The organism is Chryseobacterium glaciei, assembly GCF_001648155.1.
Taxonomy (GTDB): domain Bacteria; phylum Bacteroidota; class Bacteroidia; order Flavobacteriales; family Weeksellaceae; genus Chryseobacterium; species Chryseobacterium glaciei.
The window spans coordinates 2,319,884-2,338,238 of the sequence record NZ_CP015199.1 but is presented as its reverse complement, the minus strand read 5'-3'; the positions used below and the strand labels follow the sequence as shown (position 1 = coordinate 2,338,238).

Genomic DNA, 18,355 nt, shown 5'->3' with positions numbered 1-18,355 from the left:
TTTAAAATCCTAACCAATTCCATCTTACAAATTTTGGATCAGTCCCTTTTAAGTCAAAAGGCTTTAACCCATCAGTGAATATCCTTCCCGGATTTCCATTACCACCTTTTAAATAACCAGGAGGTACTCCTAACTGACTTTTAGGAGCATAAAATTCAATATATGATCCTCTACCCCATTGGCTTAAATCAGCTTTAGTTGGATTTACAAAAGGAGCTACTTCTACATCCACCCCAAATGGCTCAGCTCTAGAAGCGTTAAGAAATCCACTTTTCTTAATTAATTTTAGGTTTTTATACGAGGTGTGATGGCGTACTAGTATTTCTTCTTGAGGCACCTTAGCAAGATTGGTATCTGCTTTATAAATTGCCTCCCCTGGAACTTCAGTGGCAAGACTCTTCCCAACTTCAAAATCTCCAGATGCTTCTCCTACAATAACAGTATTAGTTAAGCTTCCTTTCGGAGTTGCTCCAGTTGTGGTAGTTTTTGAAACATTATTTAGCGTCCAAGCACTTCTTCCTTCAGCAATAGGAGCACCTTTTAAAATAGTTCCTGGTGTACCAATTCCTTTAGCATTGTTTATTGCTTGTTGTGCTCCTCCCAAAACACCTCCCAAAACACCTCCTGCCACAAAACCAGATCCCGCTCCCATCAAAGTACCCTCTAATACATTCTCCCCAAACATTACAGCAGTAGTAAAACCATTAAGGGCTCCAGCTACAGCACCTCCAGCAGCACCAGAAATAGCTCCTCCCAGAATTCCTCCAGAAATCCCCCATGAAGCGGGAATAGCAGCAAGGGCAGATACTCCTACAGCAGAACCAATACCTCCAGTAACCGCACCTATTGCGGCTCCCATTACAATCTTACCCCAAGTATTCCCCCAGTTCCATTTCATAGGATTCCAGGTTCCGTTAGCTTTTGCGCCTGTTATCCAAGCTCCTGCAACCGCCCCAATAATTATCCAAGCGAATTCTCCATCAGGATCCGTATACATCAGAGGGTTATTCGTTACATACCCATACTTATTATAAATCTGTGTATTAAAAATATCCTGAATATTCTCATCTGCATTTAAGAATCTTCTCAACAACGGATCATATAATCTACCATTCATATGGATGATTCCAATCTCCGCAAAATGCTCGTGACTTGTATATCCTCGATCTACTAATAATGAAGTATTATCAATAGTATTTTTATCGGTAATAATTGCTCCGCCTCCTATCTTAAGATGAGTAAAGTTACCCCAGGCATCAAAATGTCTTTGTTCCAGCTTGTTTCCTGTTTCATCACTTATCGCCAGAATACTTCCTAAATAATCTTTATGCAAAAATTTAAAAGAACCACTGCTCTCATCAAAGTTTTTCAAATATATAATATTACTTTCATATGGTGTTCCACCTATATAAATAATATGTTTTTCCTTACCTGTAGTATTATCTTTTGATATTTCAAAACTTCCATCCTCATTGTAAAACTTGGTAAACTTCCCATCATTATCGGCTCCAAAATTACCTCCATAGGTAACTCTCTGTCTCATATTTGTTAAGCCATATTGGAAGGCAACATCTCCTTTTTCCCCATCAATAAATACAGGATCATTGTTTTCATTGTATGTAATGCTTTGAATTAAGTCATTATTATAATTCTGTGTTCCTGCCGCATTCAAAGTCATTCCTGTTGCCTGATAAATCTTCGAAGAGTTATCAAACTTAATAGCTCCTACCTGATCATTTTCTATAATTCTACCTTTAACATCATAGGTATTGGAAGAGACTTGTCCTGTCCTTGGATTTGTCCAGCTTACCAAACGATTGTTGTCGTCATAATCGAATGATTCAATGAGATTGAAATCTCCTAAAGTCGTTCTGAGTTTCAATTCATTCTTAACGGCATCAAATGTATACTTAATATTAAGAATAGTTTGTGAAGGAGAAGTAGTATGCTTGATCTCTCGTAACAATCCTGTATCATTATTATAATCATTATTTATAATAGACATACCAAGCTTTGCATTTACAACCTGTCCTCTGGCATTGGTTCCTTGTAATTCCCACAGTACCTTTCCAGTTACCTTATCTTTAACCTGATACAATTGTCCATCCCACGAACTATACACATTTTCTATTTGAACATTTGTAAGAGTTCCGGAAGAATACAATTGCTTTTCATATGAAACTATTTTTCCTTTATCGTCATAGGTAATGCCTTTTTTTATAAAATATTTTCCATTACTACTTTCTGATGAAGATAACACTCTGCCCTGCGGATCGTAAACTACGTTTGAACTGTAGGCTTTTCCTTTGGATGTTCCTGACTTTGAAACAACCCTGCCTTTATCATCATAGGTGTAGTTTATTGTTTTATTGGTAGCCTGCCCTCCGTCAACTGTAGACACTTCGCTTTGCGTAATAAGCTGACCTAAAGCATTGTATTTATATTCTTTAGTTCCTTTTGGACTGAAGATCTTTTTGGACTGCCCAAAACCATCATATTCGTATTTATAAACACCATTCGAAGGATCATTAAATTCTGATTTTCTTCCCCAGGCATCATATTGGGTTTTAACAATATTTCCAGCATACTTAGCTTCTATCTGCTCTCCCGCTGCATTATAAGAGAACTGTATCATTCCTCCTTGATCAGTTGATGAAACAATATTGCCTAAAGCATCAGCTGTTTTTGATGTTATTTTATTATAATTATTGGGTTGCTTTACAATTGTTGTTAAACCTGTAACAGATGTTTCTACTTGTTTTCCATTAAACGCAACAACAGACACTTTTGTAGGGAATACAGAATCATCATAAGTAGAGGTATTCCATTGAGAAGCATTTTGTCCCTCAAAATAAGGTTCACTTTCTTTTATAGTTCTTCCTAGAGCATCATACTGGAAATCCTTTGAAACAAACTGCCCCTGTCCAAAAGCCTTCGTAGAGACTTTATATTTTTGCCCTAATTTATTAGTAAATTTCTTCGTTACATCACCATCAGAATCATATTGCGTAACTGTTATATTAAAATTACTATTTCTATCATACTGATATGTTGTTGTTCCGGTTAAATTGTTTTTAGATTTCAGAAGTTTCCCCCAGTCGTCATAAGTATTTGTCTGAATATTACCTAGCGGTGTTGTTTGAGTTAGTACTTGACCAAAGCCATTATAAGTAAATTCGGTTTCTAAACCAAGATTATCTACTTGCTTTAATACAAAGAATCCTTGAGAATCATACTCTGTACTTACGGTCTGAACTTGAGAATCTAAACTGTTCCTAATTTCTTTTTTAATAACATTTCCAAAATCATCGTAACCATTAGTTTCTATAGTATTTTCTGAATTATCTCTATTCCACTTTATAATAGTTTTCAAGAGATTATTTTCATAAGAATACTCTTCTTTAGCAAATTTAACATCTCCGTAGGCCTTTGAAACGTCTGTCTTAGATGTTGGTCTACCTATATAATAATCTGCTCCATCTGCAGAAGGATTATGAACATATTCAAATTCTGAGGTCGTTATAGAATAACCATTATTAATATTTGTTAAACTATGTGAAGGAAGATAATAATTTCCATAGGTGATTTCGCTAACTGAATTTGTTCCAGTTAAAAAATCTTTCTCTGTTATGGTTTGGGGAACACGTGCTATTACAACTTTTGGCTTATCTGCATTTGCAACATTTGTTACTACCTGACCATTAATTAGTTTATCCGTTTGGTATAAAGTTGACTTAAAACTTAATAATTGTGTATTGTTTTCAGAAATATCAGGTGGGAAGATTTGATTTTCATTATTTGTTCTGATTGACCATTCCTTGACAGGAACACCTTCATTTTCAATATCAATTTCTAATCCTGACCAAATTTTAGTATTTTCAAAGCCATCTGCATAAAACGATGAACGCGCGACCTGATTAAAGCCTATCATTCCTTTACCATGTAAATTACCTGTAAAGCCTCTATATCTGAAATCTTGCTTTCTTCCAGCTTGTCTTAACTGAGAAACTAGAAATGTTTGATTGGCTCTCTCACTAGAAAAATAAGGATAAAATTCTTTCTTCGTCTTATTATAAATATTATTACTTTCCGGAGTAGCTTCTGCATAAGATATATCAGTAATTACTCTATCATTTCCTTGATTAATAGATTTTATTCTTGCCAATTCAGCAATCGGTGTAGGAGCTTTTAATCTATGCAAATATTGCTTCCAGTATAAAAAGACATTATAATAATTATTATTTGCTTTGATTGGACTGGTAAGGGGAGCAAATAATGTTAAGTCATCAATATTCTGTACCTGATAAGTAGGACTTACAAATGATGGTGTTGCAGCAAAATTTAATGTACCACCAGATCCCGCTCCATTTGCCAATTTAGTACTTACTACATAGCCGAAATCTCTATACCCTTGTGCACTAAAATTATTAACTTGATTATATGAGAAAATTTGTACTATATCTGATTTCCCATCTTTATTCATGTCAGCAATGGAAAAAAAGTATTGCTGTGCTGATATAGTATAACCATTACCAGGTGTTGTTTTAGGTTTTCTATATGTAAAAAATTCAGTTTTAAGAAAATTATTAAATCCTTTACCCGTTCCTATATAGAATCTCCAATTATCTGGCTTACCTATAGCATTATCCGTAACAGGAATCGTAAAATCTAATTTTCCATCTCCATTGAAATCACCGAATAATACAGGGAATTCTGAGTCTTTAGTTTCCATTAGGCTACCTGAAAACCGTATTTTCTTCAGATACTGATTAGAGCTGTATTTTACAAATTCAAAAACAGTATATTGAGACCCTTGAACATTAATGACTTCTACCTTTCCATCTCCGTCAATATCCATATATTTCTGATCTGTATATGAATTTTCATCGGTTAGCGGAAGAATGTAATAAAATCCTGTACTTGGATATTTAAGATCAACGACAACTTTTGTATTAAATGCACCTTGATCTCCATCATCAATAAAAAGATCAGATATACCATCACCATCTAAATCACCTACTTCTAAAGTGATCATGTCATCAGAGGAACCCAGCAACATATTTCTCTCGAATACTTTTACAAAGGTATTATTTCTATAAATATAGCCTAAAACTTTACCGTCTTTATATTCAACAACGCCGTTACCATTATAAACCTCACCCTCTTCATCTAATAAAGTATTAACTACCTTTGCATTGCTTGCAAAAACCTTATTAGTAGTAAACGTTGTAAAAGTATCATTGTTGAATGCACCAAGTTTTATGGTACCATTATCCATTACAAAGTCAATATAAGAATCGCCATTAAAGTCACCAGTAAGTTTTACACCACTAAATGGATCAGCACTTTGTATATAATTATATTCAATAGATATTGGTGTAGCCTGAGGATATTCAAATTTTATAGAATTTGCAGAAGCTCCCTGGCTGTTACTTTCAGTAATCTTATTTACAAATTGATAGTTTGTACTGTTAGATCCATATTCAATAGTATATTTCTTAAATATATCGTTATTCTTAGCAACAATTACATTATCAAGTATCCTATCCTGAACGAAAGGAACTCCAGCTATATAATATGATTCGGATAAAGTATTGGGAACATAATTAAAAATAATTATATTAACTGGACTAGTATTTAAATTTTCATTCCCTCCCCATCTAATTCTATCGATTGTAGCTAGATTTTGTGAATTTCCCTGGCCTTGCATGTAATCATATAATATATAATTTCCTTGTGCATCTTTCCACTTTGAAATATTATATTCTAAAGGCGTTGTCGAAGCATTATAAGAAGTTGCTGGCGGGTCTCCATACCAAGCCTGTGATCCATCTTCAAAAGTAACTATCCAATATTCAGGACCCTGCCAGGGTTGTGCAGTGATTGCTCCAAAGGATTTAATTTTTATATTAGAATACTTTTCGGTAACATATTCGGCTCCATTTTTCCCGTATTCTCCTGATTTTAGGATCAATCTTTGTCCATTGAATGTGTAATAATCAGAATTATCTAGTTTAACACCTATTTGCTCTCCATCTCTTTCAATAGTTTTTCCCATTCTTGATATGGCAGTTACTCCAGATATCGACCAACCATACCCCATAGCTCCATTCCCTGAATTACTCGTATAAGTTAGGTTCATATTAGGTGCAATATTTTTCACACCTGGGGGTAAGGTAATTGCTAAAGTGAACTGTAATTGACCACCCCCGTTAACTTCAATGTTTCCTGCAGTATCATGAAAGCTTTGTCCAGGTGGAGCAGTTGTTCCAGATGGATTACCTGCACCAGCACCGGAATCAACAGGTCCGCCACCCGGATTTCCTGTTGAAGGCCCAATTTTGGCAATAAATGGATTGGAAACATCCGATTTAGCATGAAAACCTTCAGTAAGGATTACCGTCTGAGGATCTTGAACTGTTCGGGAAGTGTTTTCTGTCTGGTAGAGTATGGTCTGTGAAAAGCCTAGTACAGAACATAAGGACAGTATAATTGATAAAATGAATTTCATTTTTGTGTCGTAAAATTTCATGGTTAACTATTATCGTTTTGTAATGTTTTTACTGAAAATTCTTCCGTCTTTTAAAGTAAAGCGTACAACGTAAACACCCCACTCATAGCCAGACATGTTGATCTTCAACTGTCTGTTAAGACTCGGAATATTTTGTTGTTGGAATTTCCAGTGAACCGTACTATGTTGGTAAAGAGAAACAGATTCAATTAAACTATCTACTTCTTCAGTCCAATCTATTGTAAGGAAATCATTGACAGGAACAGGGTATAACCTAATCTGCTTCAAGAAGGCTTTTTCATCAATTCTTGTTTGAGGCTGAACCAAAGGTACTACTTTAGATTCTGCTTTTTTTGACTCTTCAGTATTTTTACCATTAACATTCGGTCCTCTATATCGTTGGTTTCCTGCTTCATCATATTTAAAATAAACTTCGGTTTGAGAAAAACCTAAAAAGCCTATAAACAATGAAATTATAGAAAGTAATTTTGTTTTCATTTTTAGTATTTGTGTTATTTTGTAGAAAGAAATTGTTGAACCAGTTTTTTTAATTCTTTAATTTCTTCGGATTGAGATTTTATCTGCTTATCCTGTTCAATTGAATAAAGAGTAAGTTCTTCAATTTTCTCAAGAAGTTTGGCATCCATTTCACCCAAATTAAGCCCATTTTTCGTAACTTCATCAGCAGATGGAATATTTGGCAAATGCCCTTTTTCCTTAATATGCTTTTCTACTTCTTCTAGAGAATTAAGCTTATAATCTTTTTTGAATACATAATCTGCCCAAACATTGGCTTTAACTTCAACTTCTTTTGCTGTTATTTTACCATCAAATTTTGCTGTTGCATTATTGAAGAATTTAATCCATGTACCATGTGATCCATCATTAATACCAATAAAAGAAGCACCGTCATTAGCATTATCTGGAATAGAAAGTATTATATTATGACTAGCACCTAGATTTCTTAAAACAGTATCACCTGGTATAGCACCAGAAGCAGCACAACCATTACAAGCCGATTTTGAAATTTCAAAACGTCCAAATGGATTAGCGAGTTCAATAGTTGGGATAAAGTCTCTATAAACCCTTAACGTAGAAGTATTAGTTGTTACAGGGTCAATATTTCCTCCAATCCTTACATTACCATCAGGTAATACACGCAAACCTTCTGAATTATTAGCTTTGAGAATTAGGGATTGATTATCTGTTGTTCCTACAAAATTATTTGTAGAAGAAGTCCCTGAGTTTCCTGCAGTATTCCAAGTTTGTGAAAATGTAAGAGTGGATAATAGAATACCCGCAATCAGTAATGATTTTTTCATAATTGTGTTTTTTAAATATTTTTGCAAAGCTAATATTATTTTCCACAATTGAGGAATTATTTTTAAAATATTTTAGTTCAATATGTTACACGTTATTCTATATAAGCAAGGCATCAATAAAAAATAAAATCCATTTTTAAAAAAAAATCAATAAAAAAATTTCACATACACCTTCATATTATTAATAAAGTACTCCATTTTGAATTAAAAACAAAAAACTCAAGATCGCTCCTGAGTTTTAATACTATTTAAAATAATTATTTTCTTATAAATCTTCTGCTTCAGCCAAAAGCTCAACAATATCTTTCACAACAACTTCTTCATTCTTGTTAAAGTGCTTCACTCCATCCGTCATCATTGTGTTACAGAATGGACAACCTGTTGCAATTACTTTAGGCTCCAAAGCTAGAGCTTCCTCTGTTCTTTCTATATTGATGTCCTTTTCGCCCTTTTCAGGCTCTTTAAACATCTGTGCACCTCCTGCTCCACAGCAAAGACCATTAGTCTTGCATCGCTTCATTTCTACAAGCTCGGCATCTAACTTCTCAAGCAACATTCTTGGAGCTTCATACTCACCATTTGCTCTTCCTAAATAACAAGGATCGTGGAAAGTAATTTTTTTTCCTCTAAAAGCTCCACCTTCAATTTTCAATCTCCCCTCTTCCATTAGTTTTCTAAGGAATTGAGTGTGATGTATCACTTCAAAATTTCCTCCTAAACTTGGATATTCATTTTTAAGTATATTAAAACAGTGAGGGCAAGCTGTTACGATTTTTTTAACATCGTACGCGTTCAGAACTTCAATATTCGTCAAAGCCATCATCTGGAAAACGAATTCGTTTCCGGCACGTTTTGCAGGATCTCCGGTACAGCTTTCTTCTTGTCCGAGAACAGCAAACTCAACGCCTATTTTATTAAGTATTTTGCAAAATGCTTTCGTAATTTTTTTGGCACGGTCGTCAAAACTTCCTGCACAGCCAACCCAAAATAAAACTTCGGGTGATTTTCCTTCGGCAGCGTATTCTGCCATTGTTTTTATATGTAAATCCATTTATTGTAAAATGTATTTTATATTAATGTAAAGTGTATTTAAAATTTTCAAGCTCAATTAATTGTTGATCTGAAATTTTTTATACTGAAAAATTAATCATTCGCCCAATTCAAACGATCTGCTTGGTTATATTGCCAAGGAGCAGCGTTGTTTTCAACATTCGTCATCATTAGATTTAATTCCTGTGGAGCAGCGGACTGTTCCATTACCAAGAATCTTCTCATTTCAAAAATGATAGAAAGCGGATCTAATAATATCGGACAAGCTTCGGTACAAGCGTTACATGTAGTACATGCCCAAAGTTCTTCTTTGGTAACATAGTCATTCAACAACTTTTTACCATCATCAACGAATGATCCGTTTTTATCGATATTTCTTCCGACCTCTTCCAATCTGTCTCTTGTTTTCATCAAGATCAATCTCGGAGAAAGTTTTTTACCTGTAATATTGGCTGGACAAACAGAAGTACATCTTCCACATTCTGTACAAGAATATGCATTCAGTAATTGAACCTGATTTAAATCAAAAATATCTTCAGCACCAAATTTAGAAGGAACATCAGCTTCCGAACCTTCTGCCGGAGCAGCGTAAGGATCTGCATTAGGATCCATCATCAATTTAATCTCTTTAGTTACAGAATCTAAATTGTTGAATTTTCCTTTTTTATCTAAGTTGGCAAACCAAGTACTTGGGAATGCTAAAATTATGTGTAAATGTTTTGAATAGTAAAGATAATTCATGAAGAAAAGGATTCCCACAAAGTGAAACCACCAAGCCGCCTTTTCTGTGAATATCAAAAATCCGTTATCAAAACTGAAAATTTCCAAAAACGGAACAAAAATCATTTCACTGATCGGGAAAGATCCAAGATGATGAAAACCTTCCACACCTCTTGTTTGTAGAATAAAATCTGATGCATTCATTTTAAAGAAAGCCATCATTAGAGCAAATTCAATGATCAAAATCCAATTGGCATCATTCTTTGGCCATCCGAAAAGTTCTTTCATCGTTAATCTTTTCACTCCGTAAAAATTTCTACGAATAAAAAAAGTAACAACTCCAATCACTACTAAAAGTGCTAAAATTTCTAATGTTGCAGTAAAGAAACCGTAAAAAGTATGTCCGAAAATTGTTGCTAAAAATCTGTGAGTTCCAAAAATTCCGTCAACAATGATTTCTATTAATTCAATATTAATGATAACAAAACCAACATACACGAAAAGGTGTAAAATTCCAGCAACAGGGCGCGCTGACATTTTGCTTTGTCCCATCGCAACTCGTGCCATGGTTTCCCAGCGTTCCGGTTTATTATCACTTCGGTTGATCTCTCTTCCTAGTCTGATATTTCTATATATCTTTTGCAGACTTTTTGCAAATAGTCCAAACCCTGCAACTAATAAAATCAGAAAAATAATATTATCGATATATTGCATAAGGTATATTAGTCTTTATTGTTCTTACCAAAAACTGAGAAATTGATGTATCTCTTCGGATTGGCTTTCATATCTTCAATTAACGAGTTCAGATTGGTAGATGCTGAGTTCAGATTGTTGTACAACTGCTCATCTTTCATCAGTTTCCCTAAACTTCCTTGTCCATTATTGATTCCCGCAACAACATCATTTAGTTTACCAACAGTAGCATCTAGATTGGCAATAGTTGCATTTAACTTTTTAGTATCAATACTTTCTGCTAAGTTTCCGTATTTATCTAGAGTAACTTTACCTGTCTGCATTGTTACACTTGCGTCATCCAATACTTTTTGAAGTTTCGGATCATTATTACCAACCAAAGTATTTACACTTCCTGCCGTAGTTTGTAACGCTCCAACAGTTTTGTTAAGATTCGCAAGCAATAATCTGATCTCTTCTCTGTTTTGTGCGTTGACAACCTGATTGGCACTCGACATTAAAGAGTCTACTCTGTATAAAACAGTTTGTAATTGATCTTTAACAGGCCCTACCTGAGAAGAAAGACTTCCCAAAGTACCCAATTTGAAAGCTCCTTGTAAGGTATCGCCATCTTTTGCAGATGCTCCCCCATACGACAAATTAACCCTCATTTCTTTACCAGACATTAATCCAGGTTCAAAAATTTCAAGAGTTGATTGTTTTGAGAATTCAAAATTATTATCAACAGTAACTTTTACGATAAAATGAATCTTTCCGTCTTTTGTTCTTTGAGGAACGATTTTGTCAACCTGTCCTACTTTCAATCCATTGATAGAAACAGGGGAAGATTGTGCCAATCCCTCAACGTTATCATATTTTGCGTAAAATATATTATCGGTAGTAAAAAGGCTTCTGCCTTTCATAAATTGGAATAATATCACAAAGCCAACAATGGCTAAAATTGCTATTACACCAGCTTTTAATTCTTTACTGAACTTCACTTGCTAAATTTTTTCTATGAGCAAATATAACACATTTTAAATTAATGTTTTCTTTTATTGCTCTGCGTTAAATACAAAAAATGCGGCAAAAACTTTGCCGCATTTTATATGAATGAAATTAAATTTCTTATTGTTGTTGAGCTCCTACTTTATTCCAGATTTCGATTCTGTAGTCATCGATATCAGAATTGTCTTGTAAGCTCTTTAACCAAGCCTGACCGAACATTCCTGAGTTTCTCTGAGTAACAGACTCTGTGAACTGCTTAAGATCTCCAGGTTGTTTATTAGTCGTTTCGTTCTTTTTAATTAAAACATAAACTCCTGTTCCACCTTCAACCGGATTAGAAACTTTTCCTTTTGCAACACCAAATGCAGCACCAGCTACTTTAGGCTCCATAGAACCTGCAACTGAAGGGTTTAATAAATTAACCTGTGCAGATTGTTTTGTCGTTGCAAATAATTTAGCAATTTGATCTAAACTTGTCGCTTTAGCAGCAGCAATTTTATCAGAAATTTGTTTTGCAGCTAATTTATTTTTAACAATTGTTTCAATTTGATCTCTTACAGATTCAGGATCTGCAAGACCTTTTTCTTGTTTTCCGTTTAGGTAAACTATAATTTTATCTCCAGTTCCTTCTACAGTAAAGAATTCTGTATCACCTTTCTCTCTTTTCTTATCGAAAGCCCAACCTAGGATCTCAGCATCTTTGCCTGTCCCTAAACCTTGAATTTGTCCGTCGAATCTCTTAGCCTGCTTAGGATTTGAGAATTGATAGTTTGATTTTTTAGCAATATTCACGAAATCATTGAAAGATTTCCCTTGAACTTGTTGGATGAATCTTCTTGCTTTTTTATCTGTATCAGCTTCAGTAGCATCAGAGGGCTTAACTGCTTTTACTAGGTTAGCCACTTTATAACCCATTGATCCAGCTTTCTTATCTTCAATATTGATGATATGATATCCGAATTGAGTTTCTACAACACCCGTTGCACCTTTAGGATTGTTCGCCAAATACGTTAAGAATTCAGGAACGAAAGGAGTTTCAGGAGTTGTCCATCCTAGGCTACCACCTTGAGCAGCAGAGTTTGGATCGTTTGATAACTTAAGGTATTCAGTGAATTTAGCCGGAGTTGCTTTTACAATAGCTCCAATAGAATCTGCCAATTTCTTAGCTTGTTCTTTAGATCTTGTAACGCCTTCTCCTGCAGGACTTCCTTTGAATGCAATAAGAATATGTCTAGACAATGTAGAATCCGAAGTCTTTTTACCAACTAATTTAGAAACTACATAGAAGTTTTGCTCTTTGTAAGGTCCAAAAATCTGTCCAACCGCTGCAGTTGCAATCTGTGCTTGCATAGCTTGTGGCAATTGGTTTGGCTTTAAATACTGATTGTTAAAAGGCATATCAGAATTAGCCGTTACAAACATAGAATCGTTTGTTGTATTTTGGAAGTTTTCTTTTCCTCCACTAGCATCAGTACCTCCAGAGAACAATTTCGTGATCTCTTTCTGAGCTGTTGCATCATCTGCAGCACTTGGCTGAGAAGGGAAATAAACTACACCAATATTTCTGCTCGCTTCTGTTTTAAACATCACAGGGTGCTGCTTAATATAGTTCGCAAGATCTTCAGTCTTAACGTTGATTTTAGTTTTTTGAAGATAAGCAGTGTAATCAACTTTCACAAAATCGATATCAGCTAACTGATCTCTTTGTCTCATTAATTCTTCCGCTTCTTTCTTACCTGTTGTAACGCCTGTAGAAATATTTGCAAAGACCTGTCTCGCCATTAGTCTGTATTCAACAGATTTTCTGGTTTTCAACCACTGGTTGTAACCTTCAGGACTTGAAGCCTTCATTTCTTCGATCTGTTTTTTAAGCTCCTGAGTCTTAAAGTTTCCTTTTTCGTCAAAGAACTGTTTTTGTTGAGCAAACATTTGATCATACTGGATCTGGTTCCAGAAGTAATCTTCCGTCATTTCAAACCCCATTTTCTCGAATTGCTGCTTAATCAGTTTGGATTGCACCAATAACTGCCAAGCCTGTTCTTCAAGACCATTTTTCGGTTGATTTTGCTGCTCAGCCTGCTGTTGTAGAACGAAAAGCTGATCATTATACTCCTCACGGGTAATTTTTTCACCATTTACTTTTCCTAAAACATCAGGATTTTTACCAAAAACCTTATCAATACTCTCGGGATTCACCAGGAACGCCAAAAGCGCCAGTGCAATTACTCCCATCAAAAGCCAAGGCTTACTCCTAATCTGTCCTAAAATTGCCATTTTATAAATTATAGTTTTTTATCAGTTTGCGAAAATACACATTTTTAAGAAATTACGGAAATCCTAGTTCTTTATTTTAGTTTTTAAAATTTTATTTATTCAAAAAAGGAAATTTTGACCGTATTTTTTAGCAAAAAACAAATGGCATAGGTATTGTGCATTTTAGAACAATATAATATGCCGCGCATTTTCAAAGCATATTATGAAAATCTACTTTAACGATTTAAAACGGAAATGACAATTTGTCATTCGATTAACTATGACAGAATTTGAAGATATAAGTTTAGAGGAAATGATAAGTGACGGATTTGATATTGTAGCCGAGGAAATCAATCTTTCTGATCTTGCGGAGACTGAAAAAAATTCAGAACAAAAAATATTTCCTATCCTTCCTGTAAGAAATATGGTAATGTTTCCTAATGTGGTAATTCCTATTACTGCAGGAAGAAAAGCATCAATACAACTTCTTGAAGAAGCACAAATAAACGGAGATTTCATTGGCATTGTAAGTCAGAAAAATTCAGATATTGAGCAACCTACAGAAAAAGATCTGTATCACACAGGAACTTTAGCAAAAATCATTAAAATAATAAAACTTCCTGAAGGTAATATTACGGCTATTACTAAAGGCTTCCACAGATTTAAAATTAAAAAAATTCTTGAAAATCAACCTTATTTCAAAGCTGAAATTTCAAAATTAAAAGACGGAAAAGCCAAGAATAAGGAAGAATATGAAGCTTTATTAGAGAATGTGAAAGATTTAGCATTAAAAATTATCGAGCTTGACCCGAACATTCCTAATGCAGCCAATTTCGCTATAAAAAACATCAATAACAACGATGATCTTTTGAATTTCATCTGCACCAACGCTAATTTTCCATCAAGTGTAAAGCAAAGTTTGCTTGAAGAAAAGAACTTAATGGAAAGAGCCAACAAGTGCTATGAAATGATGCATGAAGATTTCAGAAAATTAGAATTAAGAAATCAGATTCATCAAAAAACATCAAAAGATCTTGACAAACAACAGAAGGAATATTTTCTAAATCAACAGATTAGAACAATCCAAGAAGAGTTGGGCGGCGGACCGGAAAGTGATGTTGAAGATTTGATCACAAAAGCAAGCACTAAGAAATGGAATGCCGAAGTTGAAGAACATTTCCAAAAGGAAATCAATAGGTTACAACGTCAAAACCCGAACTCACCGGACTATAATGTTCAGAGAAATTATTTAGATTTCTTTACAGATCTTCCTTGGGATACATTCACTAAAGATACTTTTGATATTGAAAAAGCTGAAAAAGTTTTAGATAAAGCACATTTCGGATTAGAAGATATTAAGAAAAGAATTTTGGAACACATGGCTGTTTTAAAATTGAAAAATAACATGAAATCCCCAATTTTATTATTGGTAGGACCTCCGGGAGTTGGTAAAACTTCGTTAGGAAAGTCTGTTGCTGATGCTTTGGGTAGAAAATATGTTCGTGTTTCTTTGGGTGGACTTCATGACGAAAGCGAAATCCGTGGACACAGAAAAACATACATCGGTGCAATGGCGGGAAGAATTCTTCAATCCATCAAAAAATCAGGAACATCAAACCCTGTGATTGTGTTGGATGAAATCGATAAAGTTGGGAAAGGAATTCACGGAGATCCAAGTTCGGCACTTCTTGAAGTTCTTGATCCTGAACAAAATAAAGCTTTCTACGATAATTTCTTAGAAATGGGTTACGACCTATCTAAAGTAATGTTCATTGCAACAGCAAACTCATTATCAACCATTCAAACTCCGTTGTTGGACAGAATGGAGATCATTCAGATTGCTGGTTATACTTTGGAGGAAAAAATCGAGATCGCTAAGAGACATTTAATTAAAAAACAACAGGAAGAAAACGGTTTGACTGCAAAATCTTTCAAACTTGGAAATCCTGAATTAAAACATATCGTTGAGGCACATACTTCAGAAAGCGGTGTAAGATCTTTAGAAAAAAGACTTGCTTCCATCGCTCGTTGGGTCGCTTTACAAACCGCTTTGGTGAAAGAATATGATTCTAAAATTTCGCTTGAAAAAGTAGATGAAATTTTAGGAGTTCCAAGACCGAAAAGTCTATCTGAATTAACTGATGTTCCGGGAGTTGTAACAGGTCTTGCCTGGACAAGCGTTGGTGGTGATATCTTATTCATTGAAAGCATTTTAAGCAATGGAAAAGGTGCTTTAACCATGACGGGTAACTTGGGAACGGTCATGAAAGAATCTGCAACAATTGCTTTGGAATATATTAAAGCAAAACACGATGAATTAGGAATTTCTCAAGAAGATATCGAAAAGAAAAACATCCACGTTCACGTTCCTGAAGGGGCTACACCAAAAGACGGACCTTCTGCGGGAATCGCTATGCTGACTTCAATGGTTTCATCTTTTAAAAATAAAAAAGTAAAACCGCATCTTGCCATGACAGGAGAAATAACTCTTCGAGGAAAAGTACTTCCTGTAGGCGGAATCAAAGAAAAGCTTCTTGCCTCAACCAGAGCAGGAATTAAAGACGTAATTCTTTGCGAAGCCAACAGAAAAGACGTTGAGGAAATCAAGAAAGATTATCTTAAAAACCTAAACGTACACTACGTTAACAGAATGGAAGAAGTGGTAGAAATTGCCCTTGAAAAGTAAATTTTACTATCAACTTCTTAATACATAAAAACACGTCTCAAGTCTTTGGGACGTGTTTTATTTTCGCCATTTTCAAATAGAATTTTAGTTAATTAAATGAAAAAAGGCCATCAAGTCGGAGGGTTTTAGTATTTTTATGCTACAGATCTTGAATTATGAATTTTCTTAAACTTCCTTTCCTTGTTAAGCTTACTTTGGTTGTTATTTCAATCATCGGACTTGGATACCTTTTGGCATTAGGTCAGAGTATTTTAGCTCCTTTCTTTCTAGCATTTTTGATGGCGATGCTCTTTTTGCCGATCGCGAATTTAATGGAAACAAAATTGAGATTTCCAAGAACGGTATCAACAATGGCTTCCGTAATGATTATGTTAACAATTCTAACAGGGCTTATTTACTTTTTTGGCTCTCAATTATCAAGTTTCAGCAAAGATCTTCCGCATTTGAGAATGCAGTTCAATACAGTTTTTAATAGTCTTCAACATTGGGTATCAGATACTTTTCATGTTAAAATTGATGAACAGTTAGATTATCTTAATCAAGGTTTAAGCAAACTTTTATCTTCATCCGGCGTTATTTTAGGCTTCACTTTCGGAATATTTTCAACCGGACTTGGCTTTATTGTATTTTTTATTCTTTTCTTCATTTTTATATTAAATTATAGAAGGATTTTAAACAATTTCATCGTTACAGTTTTTAATGAAAAACATAAAGCAAGCGTACAGGAAGTGGTGAACGAAGTACGTGTCATGACAAAAAAATACATTATCGGACTTTGTCTGCAGGTATTTATTGTATCCATCCTTACTTCAATCCTTCTTACTATTTTAGGGGTAAAGTATGCTATTCTTTTGGGAGTATTAACCGGATTATTAAATGTTATTCCTTATTTGGGAGTATGTATTTCCTTACTGATATCGTGTTTTATAGCTTTTGCAACTTCTACTCCTTCTACTTGTATATACGTTTTGATAGGTTATGTTGCCGTACATATTGTTGACGGAAATATTATTTTACCGTTTGTCGTAGGTTCAAAAGTGAAGATCAACGCCCTATTTTCTTTTCTGGGAATTCTTTTAGGAGAACATCTTTGGGGTATTGCGGGGATGTTTCTTTGTATTCCGGCAATTGCCATTATTAAAATTATATTTGAAAGAGTTGATGGATTAAAGCCTTGGGGAAAATTATTGGGTGAAGAAGAAAAACCTCACAAAAAGAAGAAGAGTTATAAAATATCTAAGAATATTACGTTGAAAGAGATGGATTAAAATTGAGTAATCTATACCAACTATAAAAATTAAGCCCTCAATTTGAGGGCTTTTATTTTTTATCATAGAGCGCAAAGAGGACTCATTCCGTTTGGACAACTTTCAGTACAAGGAATGTAATTCTGACTGTCCGGACAGTATCCAAGAGGAGGATCAACCGGGCCACCAGGGCCACCACCTCCACCAAGACAAGGGTCTCCAGGAGGAATTATGCAAGGACAGCCTACGGGGCCTATATCGCAGATGCGACCACCTCCGTTAATTTCTTTTAAATCTCCACGATTTAGCTTTTTAAGATTTTTCAACATAATAATATTTGTTTAATTATAACTTGTGTAACAAATATATAAAATAACCTATTATTAAAGAAAAATATTTCATTAAAAAGAGAATTTTATTAAATTTATTTCAAACCACTTAGCGAATAAGAATTTTATTTACATTTGATAAAAATCCATCAATTATGAAAATCGTTAAATTTATTCTATGTCTGCTTTTCGGGCTTATGTTTATCAATGCCGGTTTCGACAAGTTTTTACACTACATGCCAATGCCAGCGCTTACAGCTGATCAGACAAAACTTTTCGCTGCTTTTACAGAAATCGGGTGGCTGATGCCTTTAGTTGGTGCCGTAGAAGTTATCGGAGGACTATTATTCATCTTTCCAAAAACAAGAGCTTTAGGCGCAGTCGTAATTTTACCTGTAATGGTAGGAATACTTTTACACAACGTTTGCAGAGCACCTTCTCAAATGGGAATCGGAATTTCTGCCGTTTTATTTTTAATCAATCTTTGGATCATTATTGATAACAAAGAAAAATATAAAGCTTTAGTAAGCTGATAATAATTATGAATGTGAATAGTG

The 18,355-nt window shown here is 34.5% G+C and carries 11 protein-coding genes; 3 read left to right on the top strand and 8 right to left on the bottom strand.

The annotated features are described in order from the left end of the window. Position 1: 1 nt before the first annotated feature. The 7 genes from A0O34_RS10465 to A0O34_RS10435 all read right to left on the bottom strand — a co-directional run bounded on the left by A0O34_RS10465 (position 2) and on the right by A0O34_RS10435 (position 13,557). Positions 2-6,511 (bottom strand): RHS repeat-associated core domain-containing protein, encoded by a 6,510-nt coding sequence (locus A0O34_RS10465; RefSeq protein WP_162271026.1) that lies wholly within the window; start codon positions 6,509-6,511, stop codon positions 2-4. Between the two features lie 30 nt (positions 6,512-6,541). Further along, positions 6,542-7,009, bottom strand: a complete 468-nt coding sequence (locus A0O34_RS10460; RefSeq protein WP_066754398.1) for a T9SS type A sorting domain-containing protein — start codon at positions 7,007-7,009, stop codon at positions 6,542-6,544. Positions 7,010-7,023: 14 nt separating this feature from the next. Beyond that, complete coding sequence (locus A0O34_RS10455) at positions 7,024-7,833, bottom strand: hypothetical protein (RefSeq protein ID WP_066754396.1); 810 nt, start codon at positions 7,831-7,833, stop codon at positions 7,024-7,026. Positions 7,834-8,098: 265 nt separating this feature from the next. After that, complete coding sequence (locus A0O34_RS10450; RefSeq protein WP_066754394.1) at positions 8,099-8,884, bottom strand: (Fe-S)-binding protein; 786 nt, start codon at positions 8,882-8,884, stop codon at positions 8,099-8,101. 92 nt (positions 8,885-8,976) lie between these two features. Further along, complete coding sequence (locus A0O34_RS10445) at positions 8,977-10,317, bottom strand: 4Fe-4S dicluster domain-containing protein (RefSeq protein WP_066754393.1); 1,341 nt, start codon at positions 10,315-10,317, stop codon at positions 8,977-8,979. A gap of 8 nt (positions 10,318-10,325) precedes the next feature. Next, the gene (locus A0O34_RS10440) at positions 10,326-11,276 is read right to left on the bottom strand and encodes an MlaD family protein (protein ID WP_066754391.1); all 951 of its coding nucleotides are present in this window, start codon (positions 11,274-11,276) and stop codon (positions 10,326-10,328) included. A 127-nt stretch (positions 11,277-11,403) separates the two neighbouring features. Continuing rightward, positions 11,404-13,557 (bottom strand): SurA N-terminal domain-containing protein, encoded by a 2,154-nt coding sequence (locus A0O34_RS10435; RefSeq protein WP_066754389.1) that lies wholly within the window; start codon positions 13,555-13,557, stop codon positions 11,404-11,406. Positions 13,558-13,816: 259 nt separating this feature from the next. On the opposite strand from A0O34_RS10435, the gene lon reads away from it, so the two are divergent. Together lon and A0O34_RS10425 are read left to right on the top strand one after the other, a co-directional pair. Then, on the top strand, positions 13,817-16,222 hold the full coding sequence (gene lon / locus A0O34_RS10430) for an endopeptidase La (protein WP_066754387.1): 2,406 nt from the start codon (positions 13,817-13,819) through the stop codon (positions 16,220-16,222). 155 nt (positions 16,223-16,377) lie between these two features. Continuing rightward, the gene (locus A0O34_RS10425; protein WP_066754386.1) at positions 16,378-17,490 is read left to right on the top strand and encodes an AI-2E family transporter; all 1,113 of its coding nucleotides are present in this window, start codon (positions 16,378-16,380) and stop codon (positions 17,488-17,490) included. Between the two features lie 62 nt (positions 17,491-17,552). Here the strand turns inward: A0O34_RS10425 and A0O34_RS10420 are convergent, their stop codons facing one another. Next, positions 17,553-17,798 carry a bacteriocin-like protein gene (locus A0O34_RS10420; protein ID WP_066754385.1) on the bottom strand — a complete coding sequence of 82 codons (246 nt, stop codon included), beginning with the start codon at positions 17,796-17,798 and terminating at the stop codon, positions 17,553-17,555. A gap of 155 nt (positions 17,799-17,953) precedes the next feature. Here A0O34_RS10420 and A0O34_RS10415 point away from each other — a divergent pair, with 155 nt between their 5' ends. Beyond that, the gene (locus A0O34_RS10415; RefSeq protein WP_066754380.1) at positions 17,954-18,331 is read left to right on the top strand and encodes a MauE/DoxX family redox-associated membrane protein; all 378 of its coding nucleotides are present in this window, start codon (positions 17,954-17,956) and stop codon (positions 18,329-18,331) included. The last annotated feature ends 24 nt before the right edge of the window (positions 18,332-18,355 follow it).